At 65.0% G+C, this 20,029-nt stretch carries 18 protein-coding genes and 1 pseudogene; 10 read left to right on the plus strand and 9 right to left on the minus strand.

The window, feature by feature from the left end; all coding sequences use genetic code 11:
- The first annotated feature begins 6 nt into the window (after positions 1-6).
- The 3 genes from DW2_RS01240 (at position 7) to DW2_RS01250 (ending at position 3,920) form a co-directional block, all read left to right on the plus strand.
- On the plus strand, positions 7-2,508 hold the full coding sequence (locus tag DW2_RS01240) for a GcvT family protein (RefSeq protein WP_038142707.1): 2,502 nt from the start codon (positions 7-9) through the stop codon (positions 2,506-2,508).
- A gap of 129 nt (positions 2,509-2,637) precedes the next feature.
- Positions 2,638-2,982 (plus strand): carboxymuconolactone decarboxylase family protein, encoded by a 345-nt coding sequence (locus DW2_RS01245; RefSeq protein WP_038142710.1) that lies wholly within the window; start codon positions 2,638-2,640, stop codon positions 2,980-2,982.
- A gap of 110 nt (positions 2,983-3,092) precedes the next feature.
- Complete coding sequence (locus DW2_RS01250; protein WP_038143405.1) at positions 3,093-3,920, plus strand: glycoside hydrolase family 25 protein; 828 nt, start codon at positions 3,093-3,095, stop codon at positions 3,918-3,920.
- Positions 3,921-4,002: 82 nt separating this feature from the next.
- Here DW2_RS01250 and carB read toward each other — a convergent pair whose 3' ends face one another.
- From carB to DW2_RS01265, 3 genes are all read right to left on the minus strand, one after another.
- Complete coding sequence (carB, locus tag DW2_RS01255; RefSeq protein WP_038142718.1) at positions 4,003-7,332, minus strand: carbamoyl-phosphate synthase large subunit; 3,330 nt, start codon at positions 7,330-7,332, stop codon at positions 4,003-4,005.
- 104 nt (positions 7,333-7,436) lie between these two features.
- Positions 7,437-8,750: a glycosyltransferase 87 family protein gene (locus tag DW2_RS01260; protein WP_038142720.1), complete on the minus strand. Its 1,314-nt coding sequence runs from the start codon at positions 8,748-8,750 to the stop codon at positions 7,437-7,439.
- Positions 8,751-8,860: 110 nt separating this feature from the next.
- Positions 8,861-10,099, minus strand: coding sequence for an SAM-dependent methyltransferase (locus DW2_RS01265; protein ID WP_038142723.1), 1,239 nt, complete (start codon positions 10,097-10,099; stop codon positions 8,861-8,863).
- A gap of 235 nt (positions 10,100-10,334) precedes the next feature.
- Here DW2_RS01265 and aspS point away from each other — a divergent pair, with 235 nt between their 5' ends.
- Positions 10,335-12,116: an aspartate--tRNA ligase gene (gene aspS, locus DW2_RS01270; RefSeq protein WP_038142726.1), complete on the plus strand. Its 1,782-nt coding sequence runs from the start codon at positions 10,335-10,337 to the stop codon at positions 12,114-12,116.
- Between the two features lie 76 nt (positions 12,117-12,192).
- On the opposite strand, the pseudogene DW2_RS20325 reads toward aspS, so the two are convergent.
- The 3 genes and pseudogenes from DW2_RS20325 to DW2_RS01285 form a co-directional block, all read right to left on the minus strand.
- Positions 12,193-12,929 (minus strand): annotated as a pseudogene (locus DW2_RS20325) (dimethylsulfonioproprionate lyase family protein).
- A 107-nt stretch (positions 12,930-13,036) separates the two neighbouring features.
- Positions 13,037-13,513, minus strand: coding sequence for a hemerythrin domain-containing protein (locus tag DW2_RS01280; RefSeq protein ID WP_038142729.1), 477 nt, complete (start codon positions 13,511-13,513; stop codon positions 13,037-13,039).
- Between the two features lie 65 nt (positions 13,514-13,578).
- Positions 13,579-14,286 carry a response regulator gene (locus tag DW2_RS01285; protein WP_038142732.1) on the minus strand — a complete coding sequence of 236 codons (708 nt, stop codon included), beginning with the start codon at positions 14,284-14,286 and terminating at the stop codon, positions 13,579-13,581.
- Positions 14,287-14,434: 148 nt separating this feature from the next.
- Between DW2_RS01285 and mce the strand changes: the two genes are divergently transcribed.
- From mce to DW2_RS01300, 3 genes are read left to right on the plus strand one after another with little or no spacing between them, the layout of a single operon-like run.
- Positions 14,435-14,839 (plus strand): methylmalonyl-CoA epimerase, encoded by a 405-nt coding sequence (gene mce, locus DW2_RS01290; protein WP_038142734.1) that lies wholly within the window; start codon positions 14,435-14,437, stop codon positions 14,837-14,839.
- Positions 14,839-15,108 (plus strand): DUF1467 family protein, encoded by a 270-nt coding sequence (locus DW2_RS01295; RefSeq protein ID WP_038142736.1) that lies wholly within the window; start codon positions 14,839-14,841, stop codon positions 15,106-15,108. Before mce ends, DW2_RS01295 begins: the two co-directional genes overlap by 1 nt.
- A 54-nt stretch (positions 15,109-15,162) precedes the next feature.
- Positions 15,163-15,840: a DUF4396 domain-containing protein gene (locus DW2_RS01300; RefSeq protein WP_038142739.1), complete on the plus strand. Its 678-nt coding sequence runs from the start codon at positions 15,163-15,165 to the stop codon at positions 15,838-15,840.
- Positions 15,841-15,855: 15 nt separating this feature from the next.
- Here the strand turns inward: DW2_RS01300 and DW2_RS01305 are convergent, their stop codons facing one another.
- A complete protein-coding gene (locus tag DW2_RS01305; RefSeq protein ID WP_038142742.1) occupies positions 15,856-16,551 on the minus strand; it encodes an EI24 domain-containing protein in 696 nt (231 codons plus the stop codon).
- Positions 16,548-17,150 (minus strand): nitroreductase family protein, encoded by a 603-nt coding sequence (locus DW2_RS01310; RefSeq protein WP_051855127.1) that lies wholly within the window; start codon positions 17,148-17,150, stop codon positions 16,548-16,550. Before DW2_RS01310 ends, DW2_RS01305 begins: the two co-directional genes overlap by 4 nt.
- 106 nt (positions 17,151-17,256) lie before the next feature.
- On the opposite strand from DW2_RS01310, the gene DW2_RS01315 reads away from it, so the two are divergent.
- Positions 17,257-17,505, plus strand: coding sequence for a DUF167 domain-containing protein (locus tag DW2_RS01315; protein WP_038143410.1), 249 nt, complete (start codon positions 17,257-17,259; stop codon positions 17,503-17,505).
- 6 nt (positions 17,506-17,511) lie between these two features.
- Here the strand turns inward: DW2_RS01315 and DW2_RS01320 are convergent, their stop codons facing one another.
- Entirely contained in the window at positions 17,512-17,760 is a 249-nt protein-coding gene (locus DW2_RS01320; protein WP_038142745.1) for a hypothetical protein, read from the minus strand.
- A 181-nt stretch (positions 17,761-17,941) separates the two neighbouring features.
- Between DW2_RS01320 and DW2_RS01325 the strand changes: the two genes are divergently transcribed.
- Positions 17,942-18,604 carry a M48 family metallopeptidase gene (locus DW2_RS01325; RefSeq protein ID WP_238321224.1) on the plus strand — a complete coding sequence of 221 codons (663 nt, stop codon included), beginning with the start codon at positions 17,942-17,944 and terminating at the stop codon, positions 18,602-18,604.
- A gap of 75 nt (positions 18,605-18,679) precedes the next feature.
- A complete protein-coding gene (locus DW2_RS01330) occupies positions 18,680-19,951 on the plus strand; it encodes a DUF2254 domain-containing protein (protein ID WP_038142750.1) in 1,272 nt (423 codons plus the stop codon).
- The last annotated feature ends 78 nt before the right edge of the window (positions 19,952-20,029 follow it).

The following is a 20,029-nucleotide window of genomic DNA, read 5'->3' on the forward strand; positions in this document are numbered from 1 at the left end:
GCGCCGATGAAAACCCATGTCAGAGCTTTGGTCGTCGGCGGCGGCGCCGTCGGGTGCGGCATCGCCTATCATCTGGCGAAGGCGGGATGGGACACACTTCTGGTCGAACGCGACGAGTTGACGTCGGGCTCGACCTGGCACGCGGCGGGCCTGCTGCCTTTGTTCAACATGAGCTATGCCACGACCCATATCCACAAATACTCGGTCGATTTCTACAAATCGCTCGAGGCCGAAACCGGGTTGAATGCGGGGTTCGCCGTTGTCGGCAACCTGCGCATGGCGCAGACCGATGAACGCATGGACGAATACATGCTCTATTCGTCGGTGGCCGAGACGGCGGGCGTCTATCACGAGTTTCTCACCCCGGCGCAGATCAAGGAACGCTGGCCGCTGCTGCGCACCGAGGATCTCAAGGGCGCGCTGTTTCACCCGCGGGACGGTTATATCAACCCCGCCGACGTGACCCAGGCGATGGCCAAGGGCGCGCGCCAGCACGGCGCGGAGATCGTGCGCAAGCTGCAGGTCAACGCCTATCGGTGGACCGGCTCGGAATGGGTCGTCACGCTCGAGAAGATGGTCGAGAAGGGCAACCGGCTCGTGCCCTCGGGCGAGCTGATCGAGGTGACGGCCGAACATGTCGTCACCGCCACCGGAAACCACGCGCAGCGCACCGCGCGGCTTCTGGGCATCAAGATCCCCGCGATCCCGGTCGAGCACCAGTATATCGTGACCGAACCCGATCCGGCGCTGGTGAAATGGCGCGCCGAAGGCAACCCCGAGCACCCCGTCCTGCGCGATGCCGACGCCAAATGGTATGTCCGCGAGGAGCGCGGCGGCTGGATCCTTGGCCCCTATGAACGCAACGCCCCCGCGCGCTTCCTCTATGACGTGCCCGAGAGCTTCCGCGCCGACCTGTTCCAGCTCGACCTCGAGCGGATCGAGGAAGAATACATGTCGATGATCCACCGCATCCCGACCTCGGAAACGGTGGGGCTGAAGGACGATTTCAACGGCCCGATCTGCTACACGCCCGACGGCAATCCTCTGGTCGGTCCCGCGCCGGGGCTGCGCAACATGTGGCTGGCCGAAGGGTTCAGCTTCGGCATCACGGCGGCGGGCGGCACCGGCTATTACCTCGCCCAGATGATGACGCAGGGCGAGGCCGAGATCGACATGGCGAGCCTCGATCCCAAACGCTACGGCAACTGGATGACGACCGAATATGCCGCGCGCAAGAACGAGGAGTGCTACGAGCACGTCTTCATCCTGCACCACCCCGACGAGGAGCGCGAAGCCTGCCGCCCGCTGCGCACCGCGCCGAACTACGACCGTCAGATCGCGGCGGGGGCTCAGATGGGGCAGGTGAATGGCTGGGAACGCCCGAACTATTTCGGCCCGAAGGACGCGCCCGCCGGTTTCGACCATGATGCGCGCAGCTTCCGCCGGGGCGGCTGGTGGCAATATGCCAGGGCCGAGGCCGAAGCCGTCCGTACCACGGCGGGCCTGATCGACGCGACCGCCTTCGCCAAGCATCTCCTGCGCGGCCCCGGCGCGACCGAGTTCCTCGACCGGTTCACCTGCAACAAGCTGCCGAAAGTCGGCCGGATCAACCTTACCTACGCGCTGACCGAAGCGGGCACCACGCGCACCGAATACACGATCGTGCGGCTGGCCGAGGACGAGTATTACCTGATTTCGGCCGGGGCCTGGGCCGATTACGACGGGGACTTCCTGCGTCGCTCGATCGAGGATTTCCGCGCCGCGGGCGGCGATTATGTCGATTGCCACGACATCACGACGCAATGGGGCGTCTTCGCGCTGGCGGGGCCGAATGCGCGGGCGATCCTGCAGGAGATCGTGAAGGATGCAGAACCCGAGACGGTGCTGTCGAACAAGCGCTTCCCGTGGCTGTCGATGCGCAATATCGAGTTGGGCATGTGCCCGGTGCGTGCGGTGCGCGTGGCCTATACCGGCGAGCTGGGTTGGGAACTGCATCATCCGATCGAGATGTCGCGCTACCTTTGGGACCTGCTGATCGCGGCAGGCGCGAAACACGGGATGAAGCTGGTGGGCGCGCGCGCCCAGAACTGGCTGCGTCAGGAGAAAAGCTACCGCGCCTTCGGCAATGAACTGGGCCGCGACGCGACCCCGATGGAGGCGGGCGTCGACCGCTTCATCGACCTCGACAAGGACTTCACCGGCAAGCAGGCGATGCTGGAGACCGGCATTCGCAGCAAATGCGTCACGCTGCTGATCGACGGGCCGGAGGATACCGATCCCTGGGGCAAGGAGGCGATCATGCTCAACGGCGAGAAGGTCGGGCGCCTGACCTCGGGCGGTTGGTCGGTGGCCTTCAGGCGTCAGATCGGCATGGGCTATGTCCGCCCCGATCTGGCCGAGCCCGGCACCAAGCTGAAGGTGAAGATCCAGCTGAAGGAATGGGATGCGGTGGTGACCGAGGACAGCCCGCACGACCCGAGCAATGCGCGCATCCGCGTGGACGGCTGAACGGGGGAGGGGGCGCCCCGGTATCGAACCTCGGGAAGACCCTGCAGGGCGCCGTCTGCTTGATGCAGGTCAAGGCTGCCCCGCGCGCGTCATGGCACGTCGTGGGCAAGGACGGATAAGGAGACCGACATGAGCTACAAGGCCAAGATCACCGAGATGCGCAACGAATTGCGGGTGATGAACAAGACCATCCCCGAGGCGACGGCGGGGTTCGGCGTGCTGTCGAAGGCGGTGAAGGAGAACGGTCCGCTCGACGTCAAGCAGAAGGAATTCATCGCGCTCGGCATGGCGGTCGTGCTGCGCTGCGAGCCCTGCATCATGTTCCATGTCGAGGCGCTCATGAAGGCGGGCGGGTCGCGCGAGGAACTGGGCGACGTGCTCGCGATGGCGATCCAGATGGGGGGCGGTCCCGGCGTGATGTATGCCGGGCATGCGCTCGCCTGCTGGGACGAGCTGGAGGCCGCGAAGGCCTGATCCGACTGACCCCCGGCAAGGCTCCGCCGATGCCGTGCGAGGCCCGGTTGTCACGGATGACAGCCGGGCCTTCGCATGAGAGGCTGGTGGCCTATCACGCGGAGGTGAGCATGGCGATATCGCGACGGGCGGTCTTCTCGGGGCTGGCGCTGACGCTGGCGGGCTGCGGCGCGCCCAAGGGCAAGCAGGCCCGTCTGATGCGCCCTTCGACGCTCGCCGCCTCGAATTACCGCGCAGCCGGCATCCCCGCGCGTTTCGGCGATACCGATCCGCATGACTGGGAGGGGCTCGCGCCCGCGCAACTGCCGGTGCACGGGATCGACGCCGCACGCTATCAGGGCGAGATCGACTGGCGCCGCGCCCGGGCGGCGGGGGTCTCCTTTGCCTGGCTCAAGGCGACCGAGGGCGGCGATCACGTCGATCCGGGCTTTTCGGTCAACGCCCATCGGGCGCGGGCGGCCGGGATCCCGGTGGGTGCCTATCACTTCTACTATTTCTGCCGCCCCGCCGAAGATCAGGCGCGCTGGTTCATCCGCAACGTGCCGGCGCGCGCGGGGGACCTGCCGCCGGTGCTCGATATCGAGTGGAACCACACATCACCGAGCTGTCGCCGGCGCCCGTCCGCCCATCAGGTGCAGGCCGAGATGCGCCGTTTCCTCGCCATCCTCACCGCGCATTACGGAACCCGGCCGATCATCTACACGACGGTCGATTTCTGGCGCGACGCGGGCCTGCGGCGGTTCGCGGGGCATGAATTCTGGCTGCGTTCGGTCGCAGGGCACCCGCTCGACAACTATCCCGGTGCGGATTGGAGCTTCTGGCAGTATAGCGGCACGGGCGTCGTGCCCGGCGTGCCCGGCACGGTGGACATGAACGCCTTCGCCGGATCGCCTGCCGCCTGGGAGGGCTGGCTCGCCGCGCGCGTGCAACGGGCATGAGGCCCTGCATTGGGCATCAAACGAAAACGGCCCGCCCGGAGTGATCCCGGCGGGCCGTTCGTTTCGGGACGCTCGAGGCTTCTTATTGCAGCGAGCGGACGTTCACCTCGCCGTCCTTGGCGCTCTTGATCGCCGCCACCGCCGCGATCGAGGCCGCGGCCGTGGTGAAGTAGGGGATCTTGTCATAGAGCGCGACGGCGCGGATGTCGCGGCTGTCGGAGATCGCCTGGCTGCCATCGGTGGTGTTGAAGACGAGATCGACATCGTCGTTCTTCAGACGGTCCACGATGTTCGGACGGCCCTCATAGACCTTGAGGACTGGTTCCGCCTCGACCCCGTGACCGGCCAGCCATTTCGCGGTGCCGTTCGTCGCGATGATCGAGAAGCCCATCTCGATCAGGTCGCGTGCGGCCTGCGCCAGCTCGTCCGACTTGTCGGAATCCTTGATCGAGAAGAACACGCGGCCGCTTTCGGGCAGCACCGTGCCCGCGCCAAGCTGCGCCTTCCAGAAGGCGCGCGGGAAGTCGCGATCCCAACCCATCACCTCGCCGGTGGAGCGCATCTCCGGGCCCAGCAGCGTGTCGACGCCGGGGAAGCGCGCGAACGGCAGGACCGCTTCCTTGACCGAGAACCACGGCGTCTGCGGATCGGCCAGCGTCAGCGGGTCGGCGAAGGGCAGCGGCGTGTCGGGGCCGACCCCCTCGGGATAGGGCGCGCGCGCCGGGAAGGTGTCGAGGGTTTCGCCCGCCATCAGGCGCGCCGCGATCGAGGCGATCGCCGAGTCGGTCGCTTTCGCGACGAAGGGGACGGTGCGCGAGGCGCGCGGGTTGACCTCGAGCACGTAGATCTCGCCATCCTTGATCGCGAATTGCACGTTCATCAGGCCGACCACGTTGAGGCCGAGCGCGAGTTTCTCGGTCTGCAGCTTCAGCTCGGCCACGGTTTCGGGGCTGAGCGAGTAGGGCGGCAGCGAGCAGGCGGAGTCGCCCGAATGGACGCCCGCTTCCTCGATATGCTGCATGATGCCCGCGACATGGACGCGCTTGCCGTCGCACAGCGCATCGACATCGACCTCGATCGCTCCGGACAGGTAGCTGTCGAGCAGGACCGGGCTGTCGCCCGAGACGACGACCGCGTCACGGATATAGCGCTTGAGGTGGTCGAGGTCGCGCACGATCTCCATCGCGCGCCCGCCCAGCACATAGGAGGGGCGGATCACCAGCGGGTAGCCGACGCGGCCCGCGATCTCGAAGGCCTCGGCGTCGGAATGCGCGATCCCGTTGACCGGTTGCTTGAGCTCGAGCCGGTTGAGCAGGTCCTGGAAGCGCTCGCGGTCTTCGGCGAGGTCGATTGCGTCGGGCGTGGTGCCGAGGATCGGGATGCCCTCGGCTTCGAGCGCGTTGGCGAGTTTCAGGGGCGTCTGGCCACCGAACTGCACGATCACGCCGTGCAACGTGCCATTGTCGCGCTCCACCCGCAGGATCTCCAGAACATGCTCGAGCGTGAGCGGTTCGAAATAGAGGCGGTCCGAGGTGTCGTAATCGGTCGAGACGGTCTCGGGGTTGCAGTTGACCATGATCGTCTCGTAGCCCGCATCGGTGAGCGCGAAACAGGCGTGACAGCAGCAATAGTCGAACTCGATCCCCTGACCGATCCGGTTCGGGCCGCCGCCGAGGATCACCACCTTCTTGCGGTCGGAGGGACGCGCCTCGCATTCGACGTCGCCCATCGCGGGGGCTTCGTAGGTCGAATACATGTAGGGCGTCTGCGCCTCGAATTCGGCCGCGCAGGTGTCGATCCGCTTGAAGACGGCGGTGACGCCGAGATTGCGGCGCGCGCGGCGCACCTGCGCCTCGTCGCGGCCGGTGAGCTTGGCCAGACGCGCATCGGTGAAGCCCATCATCTTGAGGTTGCGCAGGCCCTTCTCGTCGAGCGGCAGGCCGGTCTTGCGCAGTTCGGCCTCGGTGTCGACGATCTCGCGGATCCGGTCGATGAACCAGGGGTCGAACGACGTCGCATGCTGGATCTCGTCATCGGTGAGCCCGTGACGCATCGCCTGAGCGATCAGCCGCATCCGGTCGGGGGTCTGGGCCGAGATCGCCTTGACGACCGCGGCCTTGTCGGGAGCGCCGGGGATCTCGATCTCGTCGAAGCCGGTGAGGCCGGTCTCCATCGAGGCGAGCGCCTTTTGCACCGATTCATGGAAGGTGCGGCCGATCGCCATCGCCTCGCCCACCGATTTCATCGCGGTGGTGAGTTCCGGCTTGGAGCCGGGGAATTTCTCGAAGGCGAAGCGCGGGATCTTGGTCACGACATAGTCGATGGTCGGCTCGAAGGAAGCGGGGGTGACCTTGGTGATGTCGTTGTCGAGCTCGTCCAGCGTGTAGCCCACGGCGAGCTTGGCCGCGATCTTGGCGATCGGGAAGCCGGTGGCCTTGGACGCCAGCGCGGACGAACGCGACACGCGCGGGTTCATCTCGATCACCACCATGCGGCCGTCGGCGGGGTTGATCGCCCATTGCACGTTCGAGCCGCCGGTCTCCACCCCGATCTCGCGCAGGACGGCGATCGAGCCGTTGCGCATGATCTGGTATTCCTTGTCGGTCAGCGTCAGCGCGGGCGCCACGGTGATCGAGTCGCCCGTGTGCACGCCCATCGGATCGACGTTCTCGATCGAGCAGACGATGATGGCGTTATCCGCTTTGTCGCGGACGACTTCCATCTCGTATTCCTTCCAGCCCAGCAAGCTTTCATCGACGAGGATCTGCGCCATCGGCGAGGCATCGAGGCCCGAACGGCAGATCCGCTCGTAATCCTCGCGGTTATAGGCCACGCCGCCGCCGGTGCCGCCCAGAGTGAAGGCGGGGCGGATGATCGCGGGCAGGCCGATATGCTCCAGCTCGACCAGCGCCTGGCGCACGCCTTCATTGATGTCGAAACGGCCGTCTTCGCGTTTCGGCGCGGTGATGATGGTGGCTTTCGGGTTCTCGATGCCCAGCCGGTCCATCGCCTCGCGGAAGAGTTTGCGGTCTTCCGCCATCTCGATGGCGTCGCGGTTCGCGCCGATCAGCTCGACGCCGAATTTCTCCAGCACGCCCATGTCGGCCAACGCAAGCGCGGTGTTCAGGCCGGTCTGGCCGCCCATCGTCGGCAGCACCGCGTCGGGGCGTTCCTTCTCGATGATCTTGGCGACGACCTCGGGAGTGATCGGCTCGATATAGGTCGCGTCGGCCAGCCCCGGATCGGTCATGATCGTGGCGGGGTTCGAGTTCACCAGGATGACCCGGTAGCCCTCTTCGCGCAGCGCCTTGCACGCCTGAGCGCCCGAATAGTCGAATTCGCAGGCCTGCCCGATGATGATGGGGCCTGCGCCGATGATGAGGATGGACGAGATGTCTGTTCTCTTCGGCATGGGATTCCCCTCTGGTCGCGGCGCAAATTGGTGGCGTTATAGTCAGACGCGGTTCATGTGCAAGGGGCTGATAGAGACAGTCGTGTTGAAAGCGCAATCTGGTGCTAATGTCTGGGCTGTCGTGCCAGCGCGATCAGAGTGGCCGCGAGGGCGATTGCCCACAATGCGGAGATCATCAGGGTGTAGGGCATCAGCTCTGCTCCGAGCCGGACGAAGGATTTCGCGAGTGTCATTGAGGAGCCGATGAAAAGAAGCGCGAGTATCGCCGTCAGGCCGGTGCGGGACATCCCCGCTCCTAAAGCAGGTGCCAGCATGAGGGGCAAAACGAGGTAGTGCAGCCAGCTCACAGGGCCGAACAGGAACAACGCGATCGAGAGGCTAAGAACGGTCAAGGTGCGCGCCTGCGGGCCATGTCGGCAAAGCGAAACGCGCAATGTGAGCGCGCAGATGCCAAGAAACATCGCTTCTCCGAGGGCTACTGCCCAGCGGGGGATCTCGGTTACAATCTGCCTGCGGTGTCCGATCGCTGCCAGTTCTGGCCCCTGCGGGAGCTGATTTGCCAAATCCAGCACTAACAATCTTGGTGACGGGTTCATCAGGGCCCAGACCGCTTTGCTCGCAGCAAGTTTGAGCTGCTCTAGAAAGGCGTAATGCATTGGCCAACCCATCGTTGCTACAGACAGGACGCCGAGAGCCAGGCCGCACAGCGCGAAGGAGAACAGTATTCGCCGAGTTCCCCCCCCTGTGCGGCGTGGACGCTGAAAGAATTGCAGGGCAAAGACGAAAGGCGTGATCTTGATCGCTGTCGCGACCGCGAGCGCCGCGCCGGCTATAATCGGACGGCGGAGCGATACGGCCACTGACAGCAGGACAAGAAAATTGACGATGGTTGTCGGTTGGTTGAGCCAGAGCAGCGCGGTGGCCGGCGCGCTGAACATGAGGATCGCTACGACCCAAAGGCGAAAGACAAGGCGAGGCATCCAATCAGGACGGGCGATACTTTCAGCAAGAAGCGAGGAAATGACCAGCAAGCCGACATGGAGTGTCAGGAATATCTTCTGAAAAGCCCAGGGTGAAAGGGTCTTGGCCAAAGGCGCGACGAGCCCGGCCCAGAGCGGAGGGTAGATATAGGGATATGCCTTTTCTCGGCCGGTCGTGCGAACACTGTCCAGAAGAGGCTGCCACTCTGAGGGGGTGCCTCCAAAGAAGGTTTCGGGCGCGGCATAGATCAGACCGTCTTGACCCGTCGCATGTAAATGCCCCGCGAACCAGAGTGCAGCAAGGTCATCTCCCCAACTGCCCGCATAAAAGTTCCATGCGAAAAAGGCCCAAAGAAACAATACGAAGAAGCCAAGGCGATCGGCGGTTGGGCCGAAAAAAAAGCCTGCTCGGGCAATCGGTGCTGAAGACAGTGGCATTGGTCGCGTTGGAGGTTCGTTCGAAAGGCGGAATAATCCCTCTTAGGGACGCAATCTGTCTAAAACATGACCATTGTTTTCGATCGGAGTATTCCCCTCTCACGGGCCGCCTATTCCGCCGCCAGATGGTGCTCCTGTTCCGCATCGGCGCGATAGAGGTAGTCGCGGGTCAGGGGCACGTCGCCGACCTCATGTGCGAGCTGGTACTGGAACACGACCTGCCCGCCATGGCGGAAGGCCATCTCGGAGGCGATCAGGTAGAAGCGCCACATCCGGCAGAACCGCGCATCATAGAGCGCCTCGGCCCTGTCGATATTCGCGGTGAAGCGATCGTACCAGTGGCGCAGCGTCTCGGCGTAATGCAGGCGCCAGACCTCGAGATCGGTGACCACGAGCCCCTCATGCTCGACCGCGTTCGATGCCTCCGACATGGCCGGGCAATAACCGCCGGGGAAGATGTATTTGGTGATGAAATCCGCCGTCGCCCCTCCCGGACCGGAGCGGCCGATGAAATGGATCAGGGAAACTCCGCCCGGTTTCAGCAAATCGCGGACCTTGCTGAAATATTCCCGGTAATGCGGCACGCCCACATGTTCGAACATCCCGACCGAGACGATCCGGTCGAAATTCTCGTTCACGTCGCGATAATCGGTCAGGCGGATGTCGACCTTGTCTTCGAGGCCGGCCTCCGCGACGCGCTTGCGGGCAAGCGCGTGTTGCTCGGTCGAGAGGGTTACGCCCACGACCTTCGCGCCGAAATCGCGCGCCAGCGTCAGCGCCATGCCGCCCCAGCCGCAGCCGATATCGAGCACGCTCATTCCGGGCTCGATCAGCAGCTTCTTCGCGATATGGCGCTTCTTGGCCTCCTGCGCCTCTTCGAGCGTCATGTCGGGACGTTCGAAATAGGCGCAGCTATATTGGCGGTCCTTGTCGAGAAAGAGATCGTAGAGCTCGCCCGAGAGATCGTAATGGTGCGCGACATTCGTGCGCGCCTTGTTGACCGGATTGAATTGCGAGAACCGCCGCCCGAAGAAGCGCGACACCTCGCGGGGCTTTTCGAACCAGGGCATCCCCGATCCGGTCTGGTTCGCGATCACTAGCGCAAGGAAGCCGCGCAGATCGTCGTCTTCGATCTCGTAATCGCCGTCCATGTATCCTTCGCCGACGCCGAGATCTGGCTTGAGGACGATCTTCTTCACGATCTCGGGCGATTTGATGATCACCCGGATCGTCTTGCCCCTTCCATCCCCGTATCTGCGCGTGGATCCGTCTTCGAAGACGAGTTCGAGGCTTCCCTGACGCACGAGGTAACGCAACATACGATCGAGAAGGGCATCCCAGGCTCTCATTGGCGGTCTCCCTGAGATATGGAGCGGAAATTTCTCCATATTGCGGACAAGGGCGGAACCTCCGAGCGGGGCGCAAGTTCCGCATGCCGTGTAAGTTAACCGAAAATTTACGATTTTTCGACCCGAAGAGATGTGTAACTTCGGATCGAGCTCTGTGAGCGAGCGCACAGCTTGACTTTTGCCGCGTCAGCAGGTGTATCGGCGCGACAGTAAATTCACGAGCCGGGAGCCTCCCATGCACGCCTTTCGCAGCCATACCTGCGCCGATCTGAACGCGTCGAACGCCGGTGAGACGGTCCGCCTTGCAGGCTGGGTCCACCGCGTGCGCGACCACGGGGGCGTGCTGTTCATCGACCTGCGCGACAATTACGGGATGACGCAGGTGCTCTGCGATGGCGATTCCGCGGCCTTCGAGGTGATGGAAAAGGTGCGCTCGGAATGGGTGATCCGGATCGACGGCACGGTGAAGCTGCGCGACGCCTCGCTGGTCAATTCGAAGATCCCGACCGGCGAGATCGAGGTCTATGTCCGCGACATCGAGGTGTTGGGCGAGGCCGAGGAGCTGCCGCTTCCGGTCTTCGGCGATCACGAATACCCGGAAGAAACCCGTCTGGCCTACCGCTTCCTCGATCTGCGCCGCCAGAGCCTGCATGACAACATCATCCTGCGCTCGAACGTGGTGCGCTCGATGCGCAAGCGGATGTGGGAGGCGGGCTTCAACGAGTTCCAGACCCCGATCATCACCGCCTCCTCGCCCGAGGGCGCGCGCGACTTCCTCGTGCCCTCGCGTCTGCATCCGGGCAAGTTCTACGCGCTGCCGCAGGCGCCGCAGCAGTTCAAGCAGCTGATCATGGTCGGCGGCTTCGACAAGTATTTCCAGATCGCGCCCTGCTTCCGCGACGAGGACCCGCGCGCCGACCGCTCGCCGACCGATTTCTACCAGCTCGATGTCGAGATGAGCTTCGTCGAGCAGGAAGACATCTTCAACACGATGCAGCCCGTCCTCCAGGGCGTGTTCGAGGAATTCGCCGACGAGCGCAAGGTCGACCCGAACTGGCCGCGCATCCCCTATGCAGAATCGATGCTGAAATACGGCTCGGACAAACCCGACCTGCGCAACCCGATCGAGATGCAGGTGGTTTCCGATCACTTCCGCGGCTCGGGTTTTGCGATCTTCGCGAAACTGCTCGAGCAGGACGGCACCGAGATCCGCGCGATCCCGGCGCCCACGGGCGGCTCGCGCAAGTTCTGCGACCGGATGAACAAATTCGCGCAGGAACAGGGCCTGCCGGGGATGGGCTACATCTTCTGGCGCAAGGCCGAGGATGGCTCGGGCCTCGAAGGCGCAGGGCCGCTGGCGAAGAATATCGGCCCCGAACGGACCGAGGCGATCCGGCAGCAGCTGGGCCTGGGCGAGGGCGACGCGGCCTTCTTCCTGGGCGGCGAGCCGTCGAGCTTCGAGGGCGTCGCGGGACGTGCGCGCAACGTGATCGGCGAGGAGCTGGGCCTGACCGACACCTCGGTCTTCAAATTCGCCTGGGTCGTCGACTTCCCGATGTACGAGAAGGACGACGAGGGCGTGATCGACTTCTCGCACAACCCGTTCTCGATGCCGCAGGGCGGTCTCGAGGCGCTCGACGGCGATCCGCTCGCGGTGAAGGGCTACCAGTACGACCTCGCCTGCAACGGCTACGAGATCCTTTCGGGCGCGATCCGCAACCACAAGCTCGAGATCATGTACAAGGCCTTCGAGATCGCGGGCTATCCGCATGACGAGGTCGAGAAGCGCTTCGGCGGCATGGTCAAGGCGTTCAAATACGGTGCGCCGCCCCACGGTGGCTGCGCGGCGGGCATCGACCGGATCGTGATGATCCTCGCCGATACCGCGAATATCCGCGAAGTCATCATGTTCCCGATGAACCAGCGCGCCGAGGACCTGATGATGGGCGCGCCCTCCGAGCCCACGAACGAGCAACTGCGCGAGCTGCGCCTGCGGGTTCTGCCGAAGGAAGACTGAGCCCTTCGCGATTGCAGATAAGAGGACGCCCCCGAGCCAGCCGGCCGGGGGCATTTTTCTGTTTTCCGCGCCGGGTTCAGATCCCCTGCTGCATCCGCGCCTTGCGGGTCGAACTCAGCTTCATGCCCGGAGCGCTCAGCCGATCCTCCGGCCCGATCCAGGCATAGGCGAGCAGGCAGGGATCGAGGTCGGCCGTGGTGATCCGGTGCTCGTGTTCGGGCCGGTTGAGGATCAGCGAGCCCGGCGCGTGGACGGCGGTGTCGTTCTCCGACCAGTCGCCCGCCACCGAGATGTAGCTCTCCTCGATTTCCTTGTGGCTGTGCTGCGGATAGGTGGTGCGCGGTGCGAACAGCACGAAACCCAGAACCAGCCGCTCGGCGCGCACCGGACCGCGCGGGCCGAGCACCTCGCAATAGGCGTATTTGCGGGCCAGCGTCTTGGGCACCTTTTCGTACCCGTATTCCCAGCTAAGCTGCGCGGACACCCGCGAAAGCGCGCGCGCCATGCCCACCATGCGACCGCGCTCACCCAGATCGAGCGCGCGCGAAAGAAAAGATGGGCGGTGACGGGTTTGGCCTCGGGCGGCCGGGCCGCGATTTCCGGATTGGCGTCGATGATCTGGGCGAGCGCGTCGCGGACCCGTTTGCGATGGGAGCGGATCAGCCGGCTGCCTCCGGAGGAGCCGTGTCGATAGAGCGTGTCGAATTCGCGCAGCAGATAGAGCCAGTCGGGGCAGTCATAGAGCCGCGCCCCGTCGCCCGCGAGTTGCGGGTCGGCAAGTGGCGACGACGGAGAAGCGTTCGGCTCGGTCATCCCCGATTATTGCGGCCGGACGAGGCCATCTGGCAAGCGCGAGTTTCTGTTGGCCGACGCCCCGCTCAGGGGGCGTCGAGGATGCGTGTCCGCCGGGGGGTGGAGGCTCAGTCCTCCACCTCGTCCTCGTTCTTCGCGTCCACAAGCTTGAGTTCCTTTTTCTTGTGATCGCGGAAACGCTCTCCGTAGCCCTCGATCTCGGACTCGTCGATCACCTCGCGGGCACGCGAGAAGATCTCGTCCTCTTCCTCGTCGATATGGTGGTTGTACTCCTCGGCGAGCTTGTGGAACTTGTTGAGCCAGCCCGGCGAGGACATGTCCATCTCGTTGAGTTCGTCGAGAAGGCCGTCGATCTCGGCATGTTCCTCGACCGAATGGCGCGCCGGGTTCTGGCCCCAGGTCTTGCTCATCAGCTTGGAATAGAAGGTCTCTTCCTCGGCCGCGCCGTGGGCTTTCACGTCGTAATAGAAGGTTTGCCACGCCTCCTTGCGGGCCTCGCTCGCGCCGGTCGTCTCGGCGATCGTCTCGAGCAGCTCGCGATGGCGTTTGTGATCGGCTTTGATGGCGTCGTAAATCGAGGTCATGGCGGAACTCCGTTCAGGGTGATTGCCCGGAGAACGCCTGTCGCAGGGCGTGGGTTCCGGCCCTCTCAGATCGCGCCGCCAGCAGTGAGTCGCGCCGCGATGAGGCCCGTCACCTCGCTCATCTCCTGCTGCGACGGGCCGCCCGCGCGGCCGAGGCGGAGCGCGGCCTTGCGCAGGTCGCCATCATGGGCCGAAAGCGCGATCCCGGCCAGAAAATGCGCGGCATAGGGCAGGGTGCGGCCGGCGGGCGCGTTGCGCAGAACTTCGGCGATCCGCTCGAGATCCTCACACAGGGCGAGCGGGTCGGGCGCGATCTTGGTGTCGCGCAGGAGGCGCAGGCCCTGGGGCCGTTTCTCGGCGGGTAGCACGGCGAGAATGGCCTGCTGGAATTGCGAGAGGCTCTCGACCGGCTTTTCGAGGAAACCATCCGCGCCGGCCTCAACGGCGGCGGCGCGCAGGCCGCTGTCGCCGGATGTTCCAAGGAGCGCCGGGCGCGCCCCGCCACGTCCGAGGATCTGCGCGATCAGGTCGCTTCCCGAGCCGTCGGGCAGCCCCATATCGACGATGACCACGTCGGGACGGTAGGTTTGCAGGTGGCGATAGGCGGAGCGCAGGCAGTCGGCCCGCCGGATCCGCGCCCCCGAGCGCAGGCATAACAGGCGCACCGCCTCCGAGGCGAAGCGACTATCCTCCACGAGAAGGATCGTCAGGCCGATCAGCGGCCGTTCCGGCGTGGCTTTGGGTTGCGGTACGGGCAGGATTTCGTCGGTCATCTCGGGCTCCCCGGTCAGATTCGCCTCTCGTGATCCAGTAGGGCGCAATCTGCCTAACAGGCTGTTAACGGCAACAGCACCGCGTGAGCCTTGCGTGGGCGCGCGCGCGCCGCTACCCCTTGTCATGTTCACAGGGAGGAAGAGCCAGATGATCGGACGCTTGAACCACGTCGCCATTGCCGTGCCGGATCTCGAGGCCGCGGCGGCGCAATATCGCGACACGCTCGGGGCCAAGGTGGGGGCGCCGCAGGACGAGCCCGACCATGGCGTGACCGTGGTCTTCATCGAGCTTCCGAACACCAAGGTCGAACTGCTCTATCCGCTGGGCGCGGAATCCCCGATCGCGGGTTTTCTCGAGAAGAACCCGGCGGGCGGCATCCATCACATGTGCTTCGAGGTCGACGACATCCTTGCCGCGCGCGACAAGCTCAAGTCCGAGGGCGCGCGGGTGCTTGGCTCCGGCCAGCCCAAGATCGGCGCGCATGGCAAGCCGGTCCTGTTCCTGCATCCGAAGGATTTCAACGGCTGCCTGATCGAACTGGAGCAGGTCTGATGAGCCTCACCGGTGGCATCATCCTCTTCGCGGTGATCTGGTTCATGGTGTTCTTCATGGTCCTTCCCGTCCGGCTGAAGACGCAAGGGGATGTCGACGAGATCGTGCCGGGCACCCATGCCGGCGCGCCGCATGAGGCGCATCTGGGGCCGAAGGTGAAGATCACGACCGCGGTGACCGTCGTGCTTTGGGGGATCATCGCGGCCGTGCTCCTGTCAGGCGCGGTCACCCTTGAGGATATCGACTTTTTCGACCGTCTTCGCCGCTGAAAGTGAACGGAACCGCGGGGCATCCTTCGGGTTGAGGCTCGGAAAGGAGGTCTCATGGTCCCGCTTTGGTTTACGGTTCTCAGCTGGCTATGGCTCACCCTCGGCATAGCCTCATTTCTCTATATTCTGGTTCAGGTCCGGAAGAACCCGCCGCATATGGCGATCATGGCCTGGGTCTGGCCGATCTGCGGGCTGTTCGGGGGGCCGCTGATGATCTGGTTCCATTGGCGCTGGTCGGGCCACGGCGACTCGCCATTTCCGATATCGGTCGCGAAAGGCACCTTGCATTGCGGTGCGGGGTGCACGCTCGGCGACCTCGCGGCGGAAAATCTCGCGCTGATCGTGCCTGCGGTGCTGATCCCGTTTGGCTGGCCCGGCCTCTGGGAAGACAAGATCTTCGCGGTCTGGGGGCTCGATTACGTCTTCGCCCTCGTGATCGGTATCGTTTTCCAGTATTTCGCCATCGCCCCGATGCGGAATCTGGGGTTTGGCGAAGGGATCAAGGAAGCCACGAAGGCCGATGTGGCCTCGCTCTCCTCCTGGCAGATCGGGATGTACGGGATGATGGCGATCTTCCACTTCCTCGTCTTCAAGGGCCTTTGGGATGCGAAGATCGACGCGCGCGACCCGGAGTTCTGGTTCGCGATGCAGATCGCGATGATGGCCGGCTTCGTGACCGCCTATCCGGTCAACTGGCTGCTCATCCGCAAGGGCATCAAGGAAGAGATGTGACCGGGAGGGCGGCGCTTACCCGCGCCGCCCCGTGATCGCGTGGAACAGATGGGTGAAGCCTGCCGCCCCGAGCACCGGGACGAACAGGTTCAGAAGCGGGATCGAGAGCGGCACCGCCATCAACGCGCCCGCGGCCCAGACCGTGATCTTGTTGCGCTGGTAAAGCTCGAGCGCCGCGTCGCGCTCCATCCGGCGCAGCGCCGCCATCTGGAAATATTCCCGGCCCAGGAGATAGCCGTTGAGCCCGAAGAACAGGAACGGGGCGAGCGGGATCACGAAGGGATAGATCGCGAGGGCGATCAGGTTGGCGGCGACGATCACGCCGAAGAAGCGCAGCGTGTCGCCCAGGCTCTCGGCGAGGGTGAGTTTACGCACCGGGGGCAGGGTAGGATAGTGCACGTCCTCGACCATCTCGGCCACGTCTTCGAGAAAGAAGCCGGTGAAGGCCGAGGCCACGGGCACCATCAGGAAGACCGAGGCGATCAGCATGATCCCGGCCGAGAATATCGAGAGCGCCGCGTCGATATGGCCGACCGGCCCGATCAGGGGCAGGGTGAGCGTGTCGGGGATCACCCAGCCGATCAACCAGACCATCGCGACATAGATCGCGATCAGGAGCCCCAGCGACAGCGCCACGCCGATCGCGACGATCTTGAGCGCGCCGGGGCGCAGAAGGTCGCTCCAGGCCTTGAGATAGCTTGCGAGGATCATTCGGTCATCCAGCCGGTGATCGCGTCGATATCCGGGCGGGGCCGCTCGGGCGGGGTCACGCCCTCGGCGCCCAGATGCACGAACCCAACGACCGTCTCGCCCGCCGCGAGCCCGAGCAGGTCCCTCCCGAACTCGGCGTCATGCGCCGCCCAGCCGGTGAGCCAGTTCGCGCCCCAGCCGGCCGCGAGGGCGGCGTTGAGAAGCGACAGGCAGACCGCGCCGGCGGAGAGAAGCTGCTCGACCTGCGGCACCTTATCGCTCTCTTTCGGCGAGGAGATCACCGCGACGCAGAGCTGGCTGTCGAAAAACTGCTTTCCGGCCTTCGCCACCTTGTCCTCGGCTTCGCCTTGCGCCTTCGCGCGCGCCTCGGCCTCGGCGCCCAGACGCTGCGCGGCGGTGCGCGAGATCACGAGGAAACGCCAGGGCTCGAGCTTGCCGTGATCGGGGCTGCGCGCTGCGGCGGTGAGGATCTCGCGCAGGGCTTGCGCGTCGGGCGCGGGCGCCAAGAGCGTCTTGGCCGGGCGCGACCTGCGGGTGAGCAGAAACTCCATCGCGGCATCGTTGCGGCGGGCGGGGTTCACTTGGGTCTTCTCAGTCATCGGCGTCTCCGTTTCTGCGCCTGATATCGGACGCAGGTGACACGAATGCAACCACCCCGGCTCCGGACGACTTGAGCGGGAAGGCAAAGCGCCTATGCTGCAGGTCATGAGCGATCTGAGCCATCTTGCCTTGCCGGGGGCCGAAATTGCCCTTCGGGTCACGCCGAAGGCCTCTCGCAACGAGATTCGCGCGGGGGAGGACGGGTTGCGGGCCTATGTCACCGTCGTGCCCGAAGGCGGCAAGGCGAACCGCGAAGTGCAGAAACTGCTCGCAAAGGCGCTCGGCGTGGCCAAGACGCGGCTGACGCTGATCCGGGGCGAGACGGCGCGCGACAAGGTCTTCCGGCTCGATTGAAGCCGGTTACTTCTCCGAGGCCTTGAGCCGGTAGACCCCTTCGGGAAGGTTGAGCGCGGCCGCCAGTTCGCGCAGCTGCGCATGCGAGAAGGTGATGGTCTGGACCTGATCGCTCTGCTCGTCGAGCTGTTCGACGACCACGCAATCCTCGAACGAGGAGATCGTGATATCTTCCTGGAGATAGTCGCGCGGGTCCGCGCCCTCGTCCACGAGGGTGATCACGGTCGCGTCGAATTCGTGTTCGATGGTAAACATGACGGCATGCTAGCGCGGCGCGGTCGGCTCAGAAAGCGAAATCGCGCGGTGCTAGGCGCAGACGGAACGAACGGCTAGAGTGGTGTGAGATACCGCGCCAGCCATCCGGTCCCAAATGAGAACCTTGCGCCTCTTTCCGATTGTGTTGCTGATCGCGGCCGCGATCCTGTCAGGCTGCGTGATGACCCCGCCGCCGGGCGCGGTGGGGGGGCGCCCCTCGCCGGCCACGAATACCCGCGCCGCGCAGGCCGTGGCGCGTCTCGTCGAGGTGGCGAGCCGGATGGAGCCGCAGATCGAATCGGAGTGCCGGGCGCGGACCACGGGGCGCAATTGCGATTACCGGCTGGTGATCGACGACCGGCTCGACGAGCCACCCAATGCGTTTCAGACCGAAGACCGCGCGGGCCGTCCGGTGATCGGCGTGACGCTCGCGATGCTCGCCGAGGTGCGCAATTCCGACGAACTGGCCTTCGTCTTCGGCCACGAGGCCGCGCATCATATCGCGGGACACATCGTCTCGCGCCAGCGCGACGCCGCGATCGGGGCGGTGTTCCTCGGCCGCGCGGCACAGGCGCAGGGGGCGGACGCCCGTGCGGTCCGGCAGGCGCAACAACTCGGGGCGGAACTCGGATCGCGGCTCTATTCGAAGGATTACGAGCTCGAGGCGGACAGGCTCGGCACGATCATCACCTGGAATGCGGGCTACGACCCGCTCAAGGGCGCGGCATTCTTCCTGCGCCTTCCCGACCCGAAAGCCGTCCTTCTCGGCACGCACCCGCCCAACCAGTTGCGTTTCGACGTGGTGCGCGAGACGGTGGCGGAGCTTCGGCGCAAGGGGCGCTGAGGGAACCCGGCTCGACCGCGAGGGCTTAGCCCTTGGGGAAGACACGCGGGGCATCCGGAACGGAACGGGGGAGACATGGCCATCTTTTCGCAACTTCGCTGGCGGCTGAAGGTCGTGATGCGCGAGATCTGGGTGCGGGTCACCGCCTTCGGCGTGCTCGGTATCGTGACGGCACTTGGTGCGGCGGGGTTCGGACGGTTCATCCCGGCGGAATTCGGCCTGAAGACCGGGGCCGGGTCGGTCGAACTGATCCTGCAAATCATGGCCACGGCAATGCTGACGGTCACGACCTTCTCGCTGCAGATCATGGTGACGGCCTTCAGTGCCGCGCAGACCGGTGCCACTCCGCGCGCGATCAAGCTGATGCAATCGGACCGGATCACGCAGAATGTGCTGGCGAGCTTCATCGGGGCATTCGTGTTCTCGCTCGTCGGGATCATCGCCCTCGAGACCGGGATCTACGGCCAGTCGGGCCGGTTCATCCTGCTCGTGGTGACGGTGGGGGTGGTCGCGATCGTGGTGATCTCGCTGTTGCGGTGGGTCCAGCACCTGAGCGAATTCGGGCGCCTTGGCGACGTGATCTCGCGGGTCGAGGTGGCGGGGCGCAATGCGTTGGTGGCGCGTTGCGACGCGCCGTGGCTGGGCGGACAGCCCTGGACCGAGCCCCCGACCGGGGTTTTCGGGGTCTCTTCGGAGCGCACGGGGCATGTCCAGCATGTCGATCTCTCCACCCTTGATCGCGTCGGGCGCGAGCATGACTGCCGGCTCTGGCTGCTCGCCACGCCTGGTGAATTCACCCATCGCGCGACCAATCTCGTTCTCTGCGATGCGCTGCCCGGGGATGCCGAGACCCGGCAGGAGATGGAGGAGGAAATCCGCGACGCCTTCTCGATCGACCATGCGCGCGATTTCGATCAGGACCCACAATTCGGGCTGATCGCGCTGGCAGAGATCGCCTCGCGCGCGCTCTCGCCGGGGATCAATGATCCGGGGACGGGGATCGATATTCTCGGTCGGCTCGTGCGCGTCCTCGCCGAATGGCATCCGCCGCGCTCGCCGGAACTCCATTTCGAGCGGGTCTTCGTGCGTGACATTCCTCCCGCACAGCTGATCGAGGATGCCTTCTCTGCGATCGCGCGCGACGGCGCGGGGATGTTCGAGGTCGCCCTGAGGCTTCAAGAGGTGCTGAAGGCGCTGGCCGCGATGCATCCCGACCATTTCGGCGCGCCCGCAGCCGGGAAGGCGCGTGAGAGCGCGGTGCTCTCGGACGCGGCGCTCGGGCTCGAAGTCGAGCGCGTCCGCATCCGTGCCTGCGCCGGGGAGATCGCCTCCCGTTTCGATGCATGACGTTAGGGCAGTTTTTGATCTGGATCATGGCTCGCCTTCCGCGTGTGCGCCACTTTGGCCGCACCGCAGGGAGGGAGC

The organism is Thioclava atlantica, from assembly GCF_000737065.1.
GTDB classification, from domain to species: domain Bacteria; phylum Pseudomonadota; class Alphaproteobacteria; order Rhodobacterales; family Rhodobacteraceae; genus Thioclava; species Thioclava atlantica.